Consider the following 16,101-nt stretch of genomic DNA (forward strand, 5'->3'; position numbering starts at 1 on the left):
TCCAACGCGGGGCGACCCGCAAGACAATTGTCGCGAAACTTGTTCGCCTCTGTCTCGGTGACGGAGAAATCCGTTTCGTGGTCCTACGTCTCGCTCGTGGTGATGAGCACCTTACCGACCACCGAACTCTCGACGGCCTGGTGGGCCGCCGCCGTCGCCGCCAACGAATAGTGGTGCAACGGCAGGCCGGCCTCCTCGCCCACCCGGATCCCGCCCTGGGCCGCCGCCGCGGACACGTCCCGCACCGCCTGCGCCTTGGCGGCGTTCGGCGCGGTGTAGATCAGGACGAACTGCCACCGCGCGTTCGGCACCATCAACGGCCGGATCGGCAGGGTCACCTCGTCGCCGCCGTCGTCGGCGTACACGCACACCGCGCCGCCGGACCGGAGCAGCTGGACGTCCGTGGCGGCGTTGCGCGCGGCGGAGACCTCGACGATCGTGTGCACCCCGTCGGGGGCCATCTTGCGGACCTCCTTGACCACGTCCTGCTCGCGGTAGTTGACCACGAAGGAGGCGCCGGCCGCCGCCGCGAGCTGCGCCTTCTCCGGGCTGCTCACCGTGGCGATCACGCAGGCGTCCGCCCACCGGGCGAGCTGGATCGCCGCGTTGCCCACCGCGCCCGCCCCGCCCTGCACCAGCACCACGTGGTCGCTGAGCGCGCCGGCGTGCAGCCGGTCCGGCATGAACTCACCGGCGGTCAGGCACCGGTGCGCCGTCATGAACGGGATGCCCAGCGCGGCCCCCAGGTCGAAGGTGGCGTCGCCGAGGCTTGCCGCGTGCCGGACCGGCACCACCGTGTACTCGGCGGCGGTGCCCCAGGGGCGCTGCCAGGCCGCCTCCCAGAGCCAGACCCGCTCGCCGATCAGGCTCCGGTCGACCCCCTCGCCGACCGCCTCCACCACCCCGGCGCCGTCCTGGTCGGGGATCTGCCAGCCGGCCGGGAGCGGCGACCCGCGCCGCGCCTTCCAGTCCGTCGGGTTCACCCCTGACACGGCCATCCGCACCAGCACCTCGCCGCGGCCCGGCTCCGGTATCGGCCGGTCGACCAGTTGGAGCACCGAGGCGTCCCCGTTGCGCTCGTACACGATCGCCTTCATCGCCGTCTCCTCCCCGCCGGACGCCGGCACCGCGGCCTGCGGTACCCGGCCGATCCCTGATCATTCCGATCCGGTCTGCCCGGGAAACCGTACAACCCGGTAGTCAGTGGCAGGAGGGGTGACATGCGGGACGTACCGGTGGCGGATCGGCCGCCCGCCCCTGGGCGGGCGGCGGCGGAGGCCGGCGGCCCGGAGCGGCCCGCGGACCAGCCGGCACCCCCGCCCGGCCCGTCCCGGCGGTTCCTGCCGAGGTCGAGCCGCAGCCGGGCGATCTGAGCGGCGGCGCGGACGCCGCCCGCACCGGCTCAGCCGAGCCGGTCCACGACGTCCGGGGTGAGCGCGTCGACCGAGGCCAGCAGCACGTCCGCGAGCGCCTCCGCATCCGGATCCAGCGGGTACGACCCGTGCGGGATCGCCACCACCCGCATGCCGGCGGCGGCCGCGGAGCGCACCCCGTTCGAGGAGTCCTCGACCGCCACGCAGCGGGCCGGGTCGACGCCGAGCCGCGCGGCGACGGCGAGCCAGACGTCCGGTGCCGGCTTGCCCCGCGCGGTCTCCTCGGTCGACATCGTCGCGCCGAAGGCGTCGGCCAGGCCGGTGGCGGCCAGCGCCGCCGCGATCAGCCGGGTGGGGGAGGAACTGGCCAGCCCCAGCGGCCACCGCGCGGCCATCCGGCGCACCACCTCGTCGGCGTCGTCGATCAGCGGTACGCGCTCCGCGTACCGCCGGGTCATCTCCGCGACCACCTCGGCGGCGACCTGCTCCGGACTCCGGTCGACGCCCAGGTCGCCGCTGAGGTAGGCGGCCCACTCGCCGGTGCTCATCCCCATCAGCCGGCGCTGGGTGTCGGACTGCCAGGTCCCGCCGTGCGCGGCCACGTACGCCCGCCGGACCTCCTCCCAGACCGGCTCGGAGTCCACGATCACGCCGTCCAGGTCGAAGAGCACCGCGTCCACCATGAGCCCATCCTGCCCTGCCCTCCCGCCGGCCGGCTCAGGTCAGGAAGGGCGCCCACTCCCGGATCCGGACGACCTCGACGCCGGGCGTGGTGTAGTACGGGTCGGCGGCCAGCAGCTCGTCCAGCGCCGGCCGGTCCGGCACGTCGAAGACCAGCACCGCGCCCGAGTCGTCGGCCAGTGGCCCGGAGATCCGGACCTTGCCCTCGGCGTGCAGGGCGGTGATCCGCTCCCGGTGGGCCGGTCGGGCGGCGAGCCGGTCCGGGACGTCGGTGAAGGCGAGTTCCACGATCCACATGCCGGGCACGCTACGCCTCCGGCATGGCGTTCCGCCGCCGCCCCGGTTAACGGGCCGGGCGGTCAGCCCGGCTGGGTCGCGGGCAGGCCGATCGGGCTCTGCCGGGGGATGATGGTGCGGCAGCGGCGGGCGATCGGTTCGAGCAGTTCGCGCAGCTGCTCCGTACGCTCGGCGCCGAGCGCCCGCCACGGGCCGGCCGCGGCCCGGTCGGTGGCCTCCTCGACCGCGCGGAACGCGTCGCTGCCGTACGTGGTGGGCTCGTGCCCGGCGGTCAGCCAGCCGCGGGCCACCAGCCGCTCCTCGGCCGCCAGCCACTCCTCGTCGGTCCACCCCCGGGCCGGCTGGTGGAACTCCCGGGACTGGTCGACCCGGCAGCGCCAGGCCAGCACCTCGACCGGGTCCAGCCCGGTGGTGACCAGGGCGGCGACGTGCCCGTCACCTCGGTGCTCGCGCAATGTGGTGGCGGCCTGCCAGAGCCGGGCCAGCGGGTACTCGCCGGCCGGCAGGGCGGCGTTGACGGCGCCCAGCACCCGGCCGGCGGTCTCCACCTGGCCGGCGGCCGCCTCCAGCAGCTCGGCGGCCTCGACGAGGTGGGTCTCCGGCAGCTCGTAGGTGAACTCGGCGAGCGCCTGGACGGCGCCGGTGAGCCGGGCCCGCAACGCCTCCTCCGGGGTGGCCAGCCGCCACACCGAGGGCAGCGCCCGGGCCACCATCCGGGGCGCGAAGCTGAAGAACGCGGCGATCACCGGCGGGGCGGGCGTCGGGCCGAGCGGGGCGGCCCGGCCGGCGAAGTAGCCCCGCCAGTAGCCGCGCAGCCCGACCGCCTCGTACGCGGCCCGGGCCCGCGGGTGGAAGTAGGTCACCGCGTGGACCGGCTCGAAGTGCGTCCACATCACCCGGGCCAGCTTGGGGTCGTCCAGCGCCGCCACGTGCACCTCCGCCTCGGTGACAGGTCACCGTGGGCGGGTGGTGCCGCCCACGGTGACCATGAACCTACTGCCGGTAGGTGACCGGACGGAAGACCGGTGTGACCTACTGCGCGGCGAGCACGTCCACGACGAAGCGCAGCGGACCGGCCGGCCGGCCGCCCGCACTGTCGTTGCCGTACGCCAGGTCGGCCGGGATGTCCAGCTGCACCCGGCTGCCCACGGTGACCCCGACCAGGCCCTGGTCCCAGCCCTTGATGACCTGGCCGACACCGATCGGGAAGCTGGCCGGCTGCCCGTTGTTCCAGGAGGCGTCGAACTCCTTGCCGTCCTTGTAGAACACCCCCACGTAGTTGGTGGTGATGGTCTGGCCGGCCTTGACCGCCGGGCCCTTGCCCTTGATCAGCGGGGTGACGGTGAGCTTGGTCAGCTCGCCCTTGCCCGGGCCGACCTTCGGCTTGGTGGCGAGCGCCGGATCCGCGCCCTCGGGGAGCTGCTGCTGGGGTGCGGCGGGCGCGGTGGCCTCGGGAGCCGGGGCGGTGGCGCCGGCCGAGGGGGTGCCGGCGGCGTCCTTCTTGTCGTCGTCCCCGCCGTTCACGACGACGAAGACGCCGATCAGCACCGCGACGACGGCGACACCGGCGAGCGCGCCGAGCAGCGACTGCCGGCGGCGCTTCGCCTCGGCCGCCTTCTTCGCCGCCAGCTGGGCGGCCAGCCGCCGCTCCGCCTTGGTGCCCGGGCCCTGGCCCGCCGACCGGTTCTGCACACGCTCGCTCACGTCGAACTCCCCTGCTGGGTGGGTGGGTGCGGCCCGGCGGCCGCTGCCGAGACCAGCGCACACGGTACCCGTCGGGACGCCCTCGGTGCCCCCTCGCCCGGGCCGAATCGGGCAGGAGACCGGTCGGCGGCGGTTTCCGGTAGTAGGTTCACGACCATGGCGATCCTCACCGAAGTAGACCTGGCCCTGCTCGCCGAGCCGCAGCTCGCCCACGTGGCCACCATCGAGGCCGACGGCACCCCGCACGTCACCCCGGTCTGGGTGGACACCGACGGGGAGTACATCCTTTTCAACACCGTCAAGGGCCGGCAGAAGTACGTCAACATCGAGCGCAACCCGGTGGTCGCGCTCTCGGTCGTGGACAAGGCGGACGACTTCCGCACCCTGTGGGTGAAGGGCACGGCCGAGTTCGTCACCGAGGGCGCCGACGAGCACATCAACCGGATGGCGAAGAAGTACCTGGGCCAGGACACCTACCCGTTCCGCCAGTCCGGCGAGGAGCGGGTCATCGTCCGGGTCACCCCGACCGACAAGCTCGGCCGCGGCTGACGCCCGGTCCCATCCCCTGCCGTGCGATCCGGCTCGGCAGGGGTGGTCGCAGGTCAGGCGGTCTTGCGCGGGGCGGCCTTCTTCTCGGCGGCCTTCTTCGCCGGGGCCTTGGCCGCCTTCTTCTCCGCGGTCTTCTTCGCCGCCGCCTTCTTGGCCGGTTCCGCCTTCTTGGCGGCGGCCTTCTTCGCCGGCGCCTTCTTCTCCGCGGCCTTCTTCGCCGGCGCCTTGGCGGCCTTCTGGGCGGAGCGGGCGGCCGAGATCGGGGTCGGCTCGGCGGCCTTACCGGCGGGCTCCTCGCCGCGCGCGGCGCGGGCCCGTTCGACCGAGGCCTTCAGGGCGGCCATCAGGTCGACCGCGGCGGCCGGTGCGGCCTCCACCTCCTCCGGCTGGACCACCTCGCGGCCCTCGATCTTCGCGTCGATGACCTCCTGCAACGCCGCCCGGTAGTCGTCGGTGAAGGCGTCCGGCTGGAACTCCCCGGCCATCGAGTCGATCAGCGAGCTGGCCATCGCCAGCTCCGGTGGCCGGACCTTGAGGTCCTCGTCGAGGAAACCGAAGTCCGGGGTACGCACCTCGTCCGGCCAGAGCATCGTGTTGAGCAGCAGCACGCCCTCGCGTACGCGCAGGGTGGCGAGCTGTTCGCGCTGGCGCAGCGCCACCTTGACGATCGCCACCCGCTCCGAGTCGGCGAGCGCGTTCCGCAGCAGCACGTACGGCTTGGTGGCCGAGCCCTCCGGCTCCAGGAAGTACGCCTTGTTGTAGAGGATCGGGTCGACCTGCTCGGCGGGGACGAACTCCAGCACGTCGATCGCGCGCGAGGTGGTCAGCGGCAGCTCGGCGAAGTCCTCGTCGGTGAGGATGACCATCTCGCCGCCGCCGATGTCGTACCCCTTGGCGATGTCGTCGTAGGTGACCTCCTCGCCGCAGATCGAGCAGGTGCGCTTGTAGCGGATGCGGCCGCCGTCGTCGCGGTGCACCTGGTGGAACCGGATGTCCTTCTCCTCGGTGGCCGAGTAGAGCTTCACCCCGATCGACACCAGCCCGAACGACACCGCTCCTTTCCAGATCGCCCGCATCCCGCGCTCCTCTCCCCGGTTCTGACCAGGATCGCAAACGATCGAACGGTACGCACGCTCTTCGCTGCGCAACTACAGTCAGGAGGTGCCCGGCGCGCCCCTGAAGCCGATGCTCGCGATGACCGGGCCGCTCCCGGCCGGTGCCGGCTGGGCGTACGAGTTCAAGTGGGACGGGGTCCGCGCGCTCGCCGACCTCTCCTACGGCGACCACCACCTGTACGCCCGCTCCGGCGTGGAGATCACCACCGCGTACCCGGAATTGATCACGCTGAAGGACCAGGTCGACGACGCGCTGCTGGACGGCGAGGTGGTCCTGTTCAACGAGCTCGGGCAGCCGTCGTTCACCGCGTTGGCCGAGCGGATGCACGTCCGGAACCCGGCCAAGGCGGCGCGGCTGGCGGCCACCGTGCCGGTGACGTACATGATCTTCGACCTGCTCCGGCTGCGCGGCGAGGACCTGACCGGCCGCTCCTACCGGGAGCGGCGGGCGGCGCTGGAGTCGCTCGGGTTGGGGGCCGCGCGGTGGGCCGTCCCGCCGACCTTCGGCGACGGCCCGGCCACCTACGAGGCGGCCGGCGAGCACGGCCTGGAGGGGGTGATGGCCAAGCGGGTCGACTCGGTCTACCGGCCCGGGGTGCGCTCGCCGGACTGGGTGAAGGTCAAGCTGGAGGTCACCGGCGACTTCCTGGTGGGCGGCTGGCGGCCCGGCGCCCGCAAGATCGGCGGCCTGCTGGTCGGGGTGCCCCGCAAGGACGGCCGGCTCACCTACCGGGGCCGGGTCGGCGGCGGGATCGGCGCGGCCCTGGAGAAGGAGCTGCTGCGCGAGCTGGAGCCGCTGCGCACGCCGGCCTCGCCGTTCGCCGGGGACGTGCCGCGCGAGGATGCCCGGGGCGCCAGCTGGGTAACCCCGCAGATCGTGGTGGAGGTGAAGTACGGCCAGCGCACGCCGGACGGACGGCTGCGCTTCCCCCGGATCCTGCGCCTGCGCCCGGACAAGCCACCCGAGGAGGTCGACGATGCCAGCTGACCGGTTGAAGGTGGAGGTCGAGGGGCGCTCGCTGGACCTGTCCAACCTGGACAAGGTGCTCTATCCGGAGGCCGGCTTCACCAAGGGCGAGGTGATCGACTACTACACCCGGATCGCCCCGGTGCTGCTGCCGCACCTGGCCGACCGGGCGCTCACCCGGATCCGCTACCCCAACGGCGTGGGGGGCGCCTCGTTCTTCGAGAAGAACGCCCCGGCCGCGACCCCCGCCTGGGTGCGCACCGAGACCCTGCCGGCACCCGGGTCGAGCAAGGGCCGGGAGACCATCGACTACGTGGTCGCCGACGACCTGCCCACCCTGGTCTGGCTGGCCAACCTCGCCGCCCTGGAGCTGCACACGCCGCAGTGGAAGATCGGCACGCACCCGGACATGATGGTGGTCGACCTGGACCCGGGCGCGCCGGCGGCGCTGAAGCAGTGCTGCCAGGTGGCGCTGCTGATGCGGGACCGGCTGGCGGCGGACGGCGTCGAGTCGTACCCGAAGACGTCGGGCAAGAAGGGGATGCAGCTCTGCTGCCCGATCGCCGGTACACAGTCCTCCGATGTCGTCTCCGACTACGCGAGGCGGATCGCGCAGGAGTTGGAGCGGGCGCATCCGAAGCTGATCGTGTCGAAGATGGCGAAGAACCTGCGACCGGGGAAGGTCTTCATCGACTGGAGCCAGAACAACGCGGCGAAGACGACCGTCGCGCCGTACTCGCTGCGGGCCCAGTCGGTGCCGTCGGTGTCGACCCCGCTGACGTGGGACGAGGTCGAGGCGGGCGCGGCGGGCAAGCGGCCGTCGACCAAGCCGTACACGGCCGGTGAGGTGCTCAAGCGGGTGGAGAAGTCGGGGGACCTGCTCGCGCCGCTGCTCGACGGCGGCCCGGAACTCCCGCTGCGCTGAGCGTCGCCGCTCAAGATCGTGCTGATTCAGGGAAGTAGGCCTCGCCGCCGCACTGTGACCACTGCTTCCAGGATCTTGCGCCGCCCTCCATGATCACCGGGTCGGCGGGGCCGGGGTGGCCGAACGGCCGTTGTCTGCTGCCGTACGCGCACGATCTGATCGCCATGAATGTCCGGGCGGGAGGTCCGGACAGGCACGGGGAGGACCATCCACTGTGATCAGAAGCAGGCCACGTCGTGGCCTTACCGGGGTGCTCGCGCTGGCACTCGGCGCCGCTGGGCTCGTCGTGGTGTCGACCGCCACCCCCGCGGCCGCCGCACCCCACTACGACAGCACCCCGTCGGTGCAGATCGGCTGGACCGACTCGGCGAACCCGAAGACGGCGTACCCCTGGGACGAGACGCACATGCCGCTCGGGACGCGGGTGGACGACAACGGCACCAGCCACACCTCGCGCGTCTACGCCACCTTCGACCTGTCCTCGTACGAGGACAAGAAGATCTACGGCGCCAAGGTGTTCATCCAGGAGTACAGCGCCGCCGACTGCGGGAAGCGAGCGATCGAGATCTGGCGGACCGAGCCGGTGAGCGAGACGCCGACCTGGAGGGGATCGCCGAAGCCGCTGGCGAAGTTGGACGAGATCCTGACTCCCGAGTGGTGCCCGAAGGCGAACATCTCGTTCGACGTCGGCGCGGCCGTGCAGGACGCGGTGGCGCAGGGGCAGCGCGTGATCACCTTCGAGATCCGGGTGCCGGAGCAGTACGAGAGTGACCCGGCCTACGGGCGCCGGCTCAACTGGTACCGCAGCGTCGGCCTCACCACCCAGTACAACTCGGTACCGAAGGTCGACAACAGGCACCTGTACAACGGCGGGTTCGCGTGCACCCCGGCCCAGCCGTACGTCCGGCTCGGCGGGTTCGCGAACGTGCTCCAGGCCGTGGGCACGGACGCGGATCCGCGTGACGAGCGGGAGCTGACCACCGAATTCGCCATCTGGCCCGCGGACGATCCGGAGGCCCGGAAGGTCTTCTCGAAGCAGTACGGCATCTCGGGCCGGGTCAACACGGTCAACCTGCCGGCCGGCACGCTGGTCGACGGCGAGTCGTACGCCTGGCAGGCCCGGGTGAGCGACGGCGCGGACTTCTCGTCCTGGTCGAAGAAGTGCTACTTCACCTACGACGGCACCCGCCCCACGGCACCTGCCGTCACGTCGGCGAACTATCCGTCGAGCGACACCGGCCAGTGGGCGCCGGCCGGCACACCGGCGGTCTTCACCTTCTCCGGGAACGGCAACACGGACGTGGCCGGGTTCCAGTACTCGTGGAACGACCTCGGCGTCAACGTCTGCGAGGCCGGCGGCGACCTCGGCCAGTGGGTCTGCCGTGACCCGTTCAGCCTGCCGAACACGGTCAAGGCGGACGCTCCGGGCGGCTCGGCTAGCGTCACGCTGAACCCCGTCAACGCCGGGCGGCAGCGGTTGACCGTGCGCTCGATCGACCTCGCCGGCAACGTCTCGGCCCCGACCGTCTACGAGATGCTGGTTCGTTGGTCCGCGCCCGAGGTGCGGGTCGAGAACGGCGAACCGCAGTGGGGGCAGGAGGTGGTGCTGAAGTTCGTGCCGGCGAACGGGGTCACCGGGGTCCGCGAGTACGAGGTGACCCTGGACAACGGCGAGCCCCAGACGAGGCCGGCGGATGCGGACGGCACCGCCCGCTTCAGCTTTACCGCGACCAACCCCAACGGGCACTCGGTGAAGGTACGCAGTCGCAGCGAGAACGGCTTCGTGTCGCAGGAGGGCACCTGGTCGGCCTACTTCTGGCCGGGCCCGGGCGTGAAGTCGGACATCTACGTCCAGACGCCCGACGGGTCGCCGGTCGGTGGAGTGGGTGTCGAGGGCACCTTCACCTTCTCCCCGCCGCCGGGCTGGACGGACACCGCCGCCTACCGCTACGGCTTCGTCGACGGTGAGGAACTGACCGAGGTCGCCGCCGGGCCTGACGGCCGCGCGACGATCACCTGGACGCCGACCACCAGCGGATGGGTGACCTTGACCGTGTTCGCCGTCAAGCCCGACGGAACCTGGAGCGAATACGGCAACTGGTACTCGTTCGAGGTGGCCGCCACCTCCTGAGACCACGAACGCACTGACAGGGGGAGGGCCGAGGGGCCCTCCCCCTGCGTCCGTCGTCAACGACGGGGCATCCTTCCGGGCCGAGGTCCCGATACAGTTGCCCATGGACGAAGCTGAACTCGTTCGTGAGTTGGGCAGCCTGCCGGCGCTTCGCGTCCGGATGAGCGGCGCCGAGGTGCACGTGGCCGTGCCGGCGATCGACGACGACCTTCGGCTGCACCCCGACGCGGTGCTCCGGGCGCGCCGGATCTTCTCTCCGCGGGGAGAGCCCGCCCTGGAACTCGTGGTGCGGCACGACGACGGGCTACGGCCGCTGATCGTCCTCGACGACGACGTGGTGTGGGCACCGGCCGATACCGGCTCCCAGCTCGACAGCAGGATCCCGGTGCGGATCGCGGACCTGCCGGCACTGGTGGCGTACACCGAGATGGAACGCGGCGGCGTCGCCGCGGCCCGCGCCATGGACCGGCCCATGGTCGATGTCGGCGCCGCCGGCGCCGCGCTCCTGCTGCACCGCTGCTTCATCGCGGGCGCCATGCGGTTCGGGATGCGGCCGATCCGCGCCGCGGCCTGGTGGCAGCACCTCTCATCCCGCCTGGGCGACGACTTCCACCTCGGGCGGTTCCGCCAGGACCGGGACTGGGACGGCCTGCTGGCGGAGGCGCGCCGGGTGCGGCTGCTCCGCCCGGTGGAGCCCGCACCGCAGGATGTCGGGGCCGAACTCGCCGCCCTGACGACCGCCGATCTGCGGGCGATGGAGCCGGTGATGACGGTGGCCCGGGCGGACGAGGAGTTCCTCGCCTCGTGGCGGCGGTGGGTGCCCGTTCCACCGCGCCGGTTCCGCGAGCTGATCTCGGCGGGTCTGCCGGAGGCTACGTTCGAGGTCTCGCTCTACCCCGACGGTGGCTGTGGCGTCGACCTGCGGATCGCGCCGAACGGCCGGCTGCGTGCCCTGCTCGAACTGCGCTTCTCGTTTCCGCAGCGGCGCGCGTGGCTCGACGAGATCCGGCTCACCGACGAGGTCGCGGGCACCGGGCTGTTCCAGCGACTCATGTTCAACGCGGAGGAACTCAGCAGGGAACTCGGCATGGAGTCGATCAGCGCGCTGGCAACCGGCGTGGGCTCGTACGCGCTGGCAAGGCATGGCGCCTATCCCGCCGACCCGGAGTTGAACCGGTCGGGCCGGCTCAGCGGCGCTGATCCCGACCGGCCAGCGTCCGCCGCAACTGTGCGATGGCCTCGGCCCCGACGGTCTGCTGAGTCGCCGTGACCAGTTGATTGCAGAGCGCCCGGGCGGTGTCGAGCGCGGCCCGGGCGTCGGTGATGTCTCGCTGCAACCGGTCGCGCTCGTCGTCGGCGGGGTTACGGATGTCCCGCACCTCCTGCCGGCGTACGCTCCGCACCTCGTCCGCCACCACCAGCACAAAATCCGTCCGGTCGAGGTCCAGCGAGACGGCGGAGGGGGCGGGCCGGCTCGCCGCCACCGCCCGGGTGACGCTTGCGGCGGGCAGGAAGAACAGGGTGCTGGTGGAATACTCACTCAGGGCGGCCTGCTGCTGCCAAAGGGTCAACAGCCCCGACTTGCCGTCGAGGAACGGCGCCACCGCGAAGGCGAACTCCACCTCGACGGTGGCGAGCAGAGCCCGCGAACTCTTGACCCTGCTCCTGAGTTCATCGACCAGCGTGGACTGTCGGCGTACCAGGGCGGCGAACTCCGTCAGGTCGTCGGCCCGCGCCGTGCCGGAGACCATCGAGCCGGCGAGGGCGAGGATCCGGTCACCGGTGATGCACAGCTCCTGCAGGGTGACGACGACCGCCAGCACTTCGGCGGCGACCTTCGCATCCTGGGACACCAGCCGGCGATCGAGCAGCCGAGCGACATAGGAGTTGACGATCTGCACGACCGTCGACAACAGCTCGCCCATGCGCCGGCCCCGTTTCCCGAGCGGGTGTGCCCGCGAGTGTAGTCGGCCCGGCCGCGGCGGCTGGGGTGCCGAGTTCGCCGCGGGCGCGGCGTTCGGGCCACGAGCCGCGTGGGGACGCGACCGGTGACCGGTCGATAGGGTGGACCGGGATCCTGGCCGGCGGAGAGGGGTGCCAGATGGGCCCGAGGAGTGCGATGTCCACGCTGCCCAGTGGCGTCGGAGAGGTCGACCGACCGCTGTTGACCTACTACGACGACGCGACCGGCGAGCGGACCGAGCTGACCGCGAGCCAGCTCGGTGGCTGGGCGGCGCGCAGCGCGGGACTGCTGCGCGACGGCTGCGGGCTCGCCCCCGGCAGCCGGGTCGCGGTGCTGCTGCCGCCGCACTGGCGTACCGCCGCGGTGCTGCTCGGGGCCTGGTCGGTCGGGATGGCGGTGTCGTTCCGGCCGCGGGCCACCGCCGGGCTGCCGGTCCTCGAACCGGGCGGAGACCTGCCGTACGACGCGGTGTTCGTGACCCCGGAGCGCCTCGACGACTGGCTGGAGAATGTGCCCGAAGGGCGGCACCGCTACCTCGTCGGCACCGGGCCCGGACCGCTGACCGACGTGCCCCTGGGCTGGCTCGACTGGTCCAGGGAGGTGCTCCGGCAGACCGACACCCCGCCCGACTACACCACCATCCACCCGTCCGACCCGGCCAGCCCGGACGGCACCAGCTATGGCGAGTGGGGCGCGGTCGCCCGGGTGATGGCCGAGCAGCTCGACCTGCGGGCCGGCGACCGGCTGCTGGTCGACGCCGCCGAGCATGAGCAGCCGCTGAAGTGGCTGCTCGCGCCCCTGTCCGTCGGCGCCTCCGTGGTCGTCTGCGCCAACCTCGACCCGACCACCCTGGACACCCGCATCGCTGCGGAACAGATCACCCGCACCCTCTAGCGCCTCGATCGGCCGTCAGGACCTCGCCTCGGTCCAGGCGGTGCTGGTACGGAAGCAGGTGTCGTAGAGCTCGATCCAGTAACGCCGGGCGGGGCCGAATTTCGTGTCCCGGATGCCCTCGAAGACGCCGCCGCACCGCTCGATCGTCTTCACCGAGGCGACATTGTCGACCGCGCAGACGACCAGCACCCGATCCAGGCCGAGCCCCCGCGCCTCGTCGAGCATCCGACTTAGAGCCCAGGTGGCCAGCCCGCGCCCGCGGGCGGACGGCCGGATGCCGTAACCGAGGTGGCCGGCCCACCGGACGAAGTCGCTGCTACCGTGCCGCAGCGCGATCCCACCGAGCACGCGGTCGTTCTCGACGATCCAGCGATACGTGCAACCGGGTTTGCCGGCGTCGGTCGGCTTCGCCGGGTCCGACGGGTCTGTCAGCCCAGCCACCCAGGCCGCGAATCCGGCCGGTGAGTCCACCTCGTCGGACGGGCCCAGCCCGAAGCCGTCCTCGTGCCGCCCGGGACCCCACTCCGCGTGCGCCTCGAGCCAGGCCGGATGCAGGCGGACGGTGGGTGCGATCAGCTCGGCCATCCGACGACGATAACGCCGGCGGGTGGCGCTCTCACTGAAAGAGCCTGCCGGGCCTTCTGGAGCGGCTCGGCTTGGTGATCACGGCATCCCCGCGCCGGCGGCGCACCATGATCGTGTTTGCCTTCTTCCTCAGCCCTTTGAGGATTCGGTCCTTCATCGCATGCCTCTCTTCTCGCGTACGTCAGATCGGCCATGGCGATTCCGCGCCGAACACTTGGTCGGCGTGGCAGCGGCGCGGGGGTCTACCGGCCTGATCCTTCTCCTGTCGCGGCCCGCATACCCGGCGAGACAGTCGTCAGTCGTCAGCGTCGGCCCACGCCGCCTCGCCGCCTCGCCCCAGGTGACGGAAATGACCGGGTCCGGGTCCACCACGCCGTGTTGGTCGGCACACCTGCGCCCGGTCGTCCTCACCGGTGGTTGAGCCACGGCGCGCACCGCGAGCAGGGCGACGTGTGGTCCACCGGCAGCGCACATCGCGCGCCGCCGGGCAGCAGCCGGTCGCAGAAGACCCAGTGTCGTACGTTCTGCTGGTCCTCGGCCGAGACGGTCACCCCGCCCGGCTCGACCCGTGCGCTCAGCCGGGCCAGCACCCGGGCGGCGGTACGGGCGAAGATCCGGGCCCGGTGCAGGTCGGGCGCGGTGACCGGCAGGTGGATCACCCAGCGGTCCGTCATCGGTAGCGGTGGTTCGCCGACTGGCCGGTCTGCCACGCGCGCAGGGCGTTCTTGATCCGTACGTTCTCCTCCTGCACCGCGACCAGGGCGGTCTGCGCGACCGTGAGTTCGTCGGCCACCTGGTGCAGGAAGGCGCGGATCTCGGCCGGGTCGAGGCCGTGCCGGCGGACGTTGAAGCACCGGTCGCGGATCTGCCAGGGCCGGAGGGGAAGCCGACCCCGGGCTGGGCCGGCGTCTTCCATCGGACGTCGTTCCTCGCGTCGGCCCGCCAGCCGACGGATCAGGTTGCGCACGGGTGACCGCCCTTCGTCGGGTCGTGTCGAAGTGGAGGGGGGCGGCCTCCGCCGGTTGCCGTCGGCGGAGACCGCCCCGCCTTGCCACCGCAGCGTCAATCGGCGGTACGGCGGCAGGGCCGCGCCGGGGGAGCGCGGAGGGTGAGGTCTCGGCGGCGATGCGAGACCGGTACGAGAGGCGCCAACCGACCGCAGCAGCACCGCATCACCGAGAGCGACGCTACCGATACCTCTCACCCCTGTCAACGCTCTCTTACCTATCGAATCTGGCTGGTGCGCTGCCTGCTGCTTCCCTTCCAGTTGTTGCCGCTCTTTCAGCTGGTGCTCGATACTGGGAGGGCCAACCGACTGCAAGGGCCTCCACGTGCCGATTCCGCCGACCATGGACGAGCTGATCAAGGATCTGCTGAAGCGGATCGAGGTGGGCGAGTTCCAGCCCGGGTCGCAGATACCGTCCACTCAAGAACTGGCTGATCACTACGACCTGTCGCTTTCGACGATTCACCGGGCGGTGGCGACGCTGCGGGAGCAGGGTGTGCTGGTCGGCCGCCCGGGCCGCGGTGTTTTCGTTGCTGAGTCCACCCGCCCCTGACCTGCACCGGCGAGCCGGTGAGCTGATTCGCTGCCCGGTCGGCACACAGCGGTCCTAACCTTGTTACTGGAAGATCAAAACCTCAGTCGGCCGCCGCTCCCGAGGTCTGAACGGGGACAACGCGGCGTTCGGTCGCGCTGCTGATCTTCCTCGCGTAGGGCTCACTCATGCCGCTGGCCGTGGGATCGTTCCACCCGTCTGCGCCAGCGCCAAGCATGTCCGTGACAGGACGCGACGGGTTGCCGGCGATGCCCGGCGAAGCGGTCCAAACTTTCTGTGCGTCTATCAAGGCGGCCCTGAACGGGCCGCACGCGCCGCTGCCTGGGCGCGAGCCGGCCGCTGCCGCTGTCGCTCTGCGGCCGTCACGCCGGATGCCCGGCGGCTGGCGCGGAGAGCGGGCAGCCCGGAGGGCCGCCGCAGAAGGACAGGATCGTTGACCGGTGGGGTGGTGGGCCGGCAGCCGGCCGGGCCGCGCGGCAGCACCGTGCTGCGTAGGGGAGCACACGCCGGCCGCGTCGGCGAGCTGGCGGCAGTCGCGGGGTTGCGGTTAGGTGCGCCTCCGGCGGGGGCGCTCCGGCTCCAGGATGGCCGGGGCGCCGTCGGCGGGTCGCGGTCCGTGGTGGTTGCGGTAGGCCATCCCGCCTGCCCTCGACCCGGGGCGAGTCGAGCAGACTACCGCCCGACCCGCCACCGTCCGTACGGGCGTCAAGGTCCGCTTGGATGACGTGGCGGGCCGGGCGGTGGCCCGCTCCCCAGCGGGGCGGGTCGACGGCACACAGTGAGGATGGCGAAGCCACAGGTCTGCTGGCGCTAGAGATGACCCATCTCTTCGGGCGCCGATAGGGAGGCTTCCCTCCAAATGGTGACTCGGGCAAGGATGGACGCCGTTACCGGAGGCAGCTTTGACTCGTTGAGGATGTGTGGCCTGCGAGCGGGGCGAGCGATCTCGACCCGGTTGGGCGCGATAAGAGCTAGTACCTGCTACAGCCAGTCCACGTTAAGCTACGCAAGGCGTCACATCGGTAGATTGACGCGCTTTAGCCTCGCCTTCCGTGAGGGCGGAGACGACTAGGGCCGGACGCCCGTGACGAGAGGTGTGCCGATTTTGAGGACCTTGGGCGTGAACGTCGCAAGCGACAACGCATATCTGGCCCTTGTGGATGATGGTCGAGTACTGGACGGGCAGCCTTACTATCTGGGGACTCCACAGGGATTGGCTGGCGGCTCAGCCTTGGTGGCGCTGCGCGATGATCTGCGCAAGATTCTCACGACATACGAGATCCAGCGATTGCGCGTATTGACGTGATCTCAACAAGAATCCGGTAGGTATCGGTATTCGAAATGGGTGAGGTGGAGAG

General features: G+C 71.6%; 18 protein-coding genes. 8 read left to right on the top strand and 10 right to left on the bottom strand.

Features of this window, described 5'->3' with window-relative positions:
- Window positions 1-83: 83 nt before the first annotated feature.
- The 5 genes from ACFOYX_RS02785 to ACFOYX_RS02805 form a co-directional block, all read right to left on the bottom strand.
- Window positions 84-1,097: an NADPH:quinone reductase gene (locus ACFOYX_RS02785; protein ID WP_322443605.1), complete on the bottom strand. Its 1,014-nt coding sequence runs from the start codon at window positions 1,095-1,097 to the stop codon at window positions 84-86.
- Between the two features lie 305 nt (window positions 1,098-1,402).
- Entirely contained in the window at window positions 1,403-2,056 is a 654-nt protein-coding gene (locus ACFOYX_RS02790; protein ID WP_322443603.1) for an HAD family phosphatase, read from the bottom strand.
- A gap of 34 nt (window positions 2,057-2,090) precedes the next feature.
- Window positions 2,091-2,351: a YciI family protein gene (locus ACFOYX_RS02795; protein ID WP_109802392.1), complete on the bottom strand. Its 261-nt coding sequence runs from the start codon at window positions 2,349-2,351 to the stop codon at window positions 2,091-2,093.
- 62 nt (window positions 2,352-2,413) lie between these two features.
- A complete protein-coding gene (locus ACFOYX_RS02800; RefSeq protein ID WP_322443621.1) occupies window positions 2,414-3,244 on the bottom strand; it encodes a hypothetical protein in 831 nt (276 codons plus the stop codon).
- A 139-nt stretch (window positions 3,245-3,383) separates the two neighbouring features.
- On the bottom strand, window positions 3,384-4,055 hold the full coding sequence (locus ACFOYX_RS02805) for an FKBP-type peptidyl-prolyl cis-trans isomerase (RefSeq protein ID WP_201749696.1): 672 nt from the start codon (window positions 4,053-4,055) through the stop codon (window positions 3,384-3,386).
- Window positions 4,056-4,211: 156 nt separating this feature from the next.
- Here ACFOYX_RS02805 and ACFOYX_RS02810 point away from each other — a divergent pair, with 156 nt between their 5' ends.
- Window positions 4,212-4,604 (top strand): PPOX class F420-dependent oxidoreductase, encoded by a 393-nt coding sequence (locus ACFOYX_RS02810; RefSeq protein ID WP_322443602.1) that lies wholly within the window; start codon window positions 4,212-4,214, stop codon window positions 4,602-4,604.
- Between the two features lie 53 nt (window positions 4,605-4,657).
- On the opposite strand, the gene ACFOYX_RS02815 is transcribed toward ACFOYX_RS02810, so the two are convergent.
- Window positions 4,658-5,680 (bottom strand): Ku protein, encoded by a 1,023-nt coding sequence (locus ACFOYX_RS02815; protein ID WP_322443601.1) that lies wholly within the window; start codon window positions 5,678-5,680, stop codon window positions 4,658-4,660.
- 85 nt (window positions 5,681-5,765) lie between these two features.
- Here ACFOYX_RS02815 and ligD (ACFOYX_RS02820) point away from each other — a divergent pair, with 85 nt between their 5' ends.
- From ligD (ACFOYX_RS02820) to ACFOYX_RS02835, 4 genes are all read left to right on the top strand, one after another.
- A complete protein-coding gene (gene ligD, locus ACFOYX_RS02820; RefSeq protein WP_322443600.1) occupies window positions 5,766-6,707 on the top strand; it encodes a non-homologous end-joining DNA ligase in 942 nt (313 codons plus the stop codon).
- Window positions 6,697-7,611, top strand: coding sequence for a non-homologous end-joining DNA ligase (gene ligD / locus ACFOYX_RS02825; RefSeq protein ID WP_322443599.1), 915 nt, complete (start codon window positions 6,697-6,699; stop codon window positions 7,609-7,611). Before ligD (ACFOYX_RS02820) ends, ligD (ACFOYX_RS02825) begins: the two co-directional genes overlap by 11 nt.
- Window positions 7,612-7,861: 250 nt before the next feature.
- Window positions 7,862-9,742: a hypothetical protein gene (locus ACFOYX_RS02830; protein ID WP_322443598.1), complete on the top strand. Its 1,881-nt coding sequence runs from the start codon at window positions 7,862-7,864 to the stop codon at window positions 9,740-9,742.
- A gap of 103 nt (window positions 9,743-9,845) precedes the next feature.
- Window positions 9,846-11,012: a hypothetical protein gene (locus ACFOYX_RS02835; protein WP_322443597.1), complete on the top strand. Its 1,167-nt coding sequence runs from the start codon at window positions 9,846-9,848 to the stop codon at window positions 11,010-11,012.
- Here ACFOYX_RS02835 and ACFOYX_RS02840 read toward each other — a convergent pair.
- Window positions 10,930-11,667, bottom strand: a complete 738-nt coding sequence (locus ACFOYX_RS02840) for a hypothetical protein (RefSeq protein ID WP_322443596.1) — start codon at window positions 11,665-11,667, stop codon at window positions 10,930-10,932. The genes ACFOYX_RS02835 and ACFOYX_RS02840 overlap by 83 nt on opposite strands.
- Before the next feature lie 194 nt (window positions 11,668-11,861).
- On the opposite strand from ACFOYX_RS02840, the gene ACFOYX_RS02845 reads away from it, so the two are divergent.
- Window positions 11,862-12,599 (top strand): TIGR03089 family protein, encoded by a 738-nt coding sequence (locus ACFOYX_RS02845; RefSeq protein WP_322443595.1) that lies wholly within the window; start codon window positions 11,862-11,864, stop codon window positions 12,597-12,599.
- 15 nt (window positions 12,600-12,614) lie between these two features.
- Here the strand turns inward: ACFOYX_RS02845 and ACFOYX_RS02850 are convergent, their stop codons facing one another.
- The 3 genes from ACFOYX_RS02850 to ACFOYX_RS02860 form a co-directional block, all read right to left on the bottom strand.
- On the bottom strand, window positions 12,615-13,184 hold the full coding sequence (locus ACFOYX_RS02850; protein WP_322443594.1) for a GNAT family N-acetyltransferase: 570 nt from the start codon (window positions 13,182-13,184) through the stop codon (window positions 12,615-12,617).
- A gap of 407 nt (window positions 13,185-13,591) precedes the next feature.
- Window positions 13,592-13,858 carry a hypothetical protein gene (locus ACFOYX_RS02855; protein ID WP_322443593.1) on the bottom strand — a complete coding sequence of 89 codons (267 nt, stop codon included), beginning with the start codon at window positions 13,856-13,858 and terminating at the stop codon, window positions 13,592-13,594.
- Window positions 13,855-14,100 carry a DivIVA domain-containing protein gene (locus tag ACFOYX_RS02860; RefSeq protein ID WP_377533776.1) on the bottom strand — a complete coding sequence of 82 codons (246 nt, stop codon included), beginning with the start codon at window positions 14,098-14,100 and terminating at the stop codon, window positions 13,855-13,857. The genes ACFOYX_RS02855 and ACFOYX_RS02860 overlap by 4 nt, the downstream gene beginning before the upstream one ends.
- A gap of 415 nt (window positions 14,101-14,515) precedes the next feature.
- Between ACFOYX_RS02860 and ACFOYX_RS02865 the strand changes: the two genes are divergently transcribed.
- Together ACFOYX_RS02865 and ACFOYX_RS02870 are read left to right on the top strand one after the other, a co-directional pair.
- Window positions 14,516-14,743 (top strand): winged helix-turn-helix domain-containing protein, encoded by a 228-nt coding sequence (locus ACFOYX_RS02865; RefSeq protein WP_322443592.1) that lies wholly within the window; start codon window positions 14,516-14,518, stop codon window positions 14,741-14,743.
- A gap of 1,120 nt (window positions 14,744-15,863) precedes the next feature.
- Entirely contained in the window at window positions 15,864-16,049 is a 186-nt protein-coding gene (locus ACFOYX_RS02870) for a hypothetical protein (RefSeq protein WP_322443591.1), read from the top strand.
- Window positions 16,050-16,101: the final 52 nt, after the last annotated feature.

The sequence above is a fragment of the Micromonospora sp. GCM10011541 genome (genome assembly GCF_042650725.1).
GTDB lineage: Bacteria > Actinomycetota > Actinomycetes > Mycobacteriales > Micromonosporaceae > Micromonospora > Micromonospora sicca.

Bases quoted from the DNA above. Each gene is read 5' to 3' on its own strand.
- ACFOYX_RS02785 (WP_322443605.1), bottom strand. From the start codon at position 1,097: ATGAAGGCGATCGTGTACGAGCGCAACGGGGACGCCTCGGTGCTCCAA.
- ACFOYX_RS02790 (WP_322443603.1), bottom strand. From the start codon at position 2,056: ATGGTGGACGCGGTGCTCTTCGACCTGGACGGCGTGATCGTGGACTCC.
- ACFOYX_RS02795 (WP_109802392.1), bottom strand. From the start codon at position 2,351: ATGTGGATCGTGGAACTCGCCTTCACCGACGTCCCGGACCGGCTCGCC.
- ACFOYX_RS02800 (WP_322443621.1), bottom strand. From the start codon at position 3,244: ATGTGGACGCACTTCGAGCCGGTCCACGCGGTGACCTACTTCCACCCG.
- ACFOYX_RS02810 (WP_322443602.1), top strand. From the start codon at position 4,212: ATGGCGATCCTCACCGAAGTAGACCTGGCCCTGCTCGCCGAGCCGCAG.
- ACFOYX_RS02815 (WP_322443601.1), bottom strand. From the start codon at position 5,680: ATGCGGGCGATCTGGAAAGGAGCGGTGTCGTTCGGGCTGGTGTCGATC.
- ligD (WP_322443599.1), top strand. From the start codon at position 6,697: ATGCCAGCTGACCGGTTGAAGGTGGAGGTCGAGGGGCGCTCGCTGGAC.
- ACFOYX_RS02835 (WP_322443597.1), top strand. From the start codon at position 9,846: ATGGACGAAGCTGAACTCGTTCGTGAGTTGGGCAGCCTGCCGGCGCTT.
- ACFOYX_RS02840 (WP_322443596.1), bottom strand. From the start codon at position 11,667: ATGGGCGAGCTGTTGTCGACGGTCGTGCAGATCGTCAACTCCTATGTC.
- ACFOYX_RS02845 (WP_322443595.1), top strand. From the start codon at position 11,862: ATGTCCACGCTGCCCAGTGGCGTCGGAGAGGTCGACCGACCGCTGTTG.
- ACFOYX_RS02850 (WP_322443594.1), bottom strand. From the start codon at position 13,184: ATGGCCGAGCTGATCGCACCCACCGTCCGCCTGCATCCGGCCTGGCTC.
- ACFOYX_RS02855 (WP_322443593.1), bottom strand. From the start codon at position 13,858: ATGACGGACCGCTGGGTGATCCACCTGCCGGTCACCGCGCCCGACCTG.
- ACFOYX_RS02860 (WP_377533776.1), bottom strand. From the start codon at position 14,100: ATGGAAGACGCCGGCCCAGCCCGGGGTCGGCTTCCCCTCCGGCCCTGG.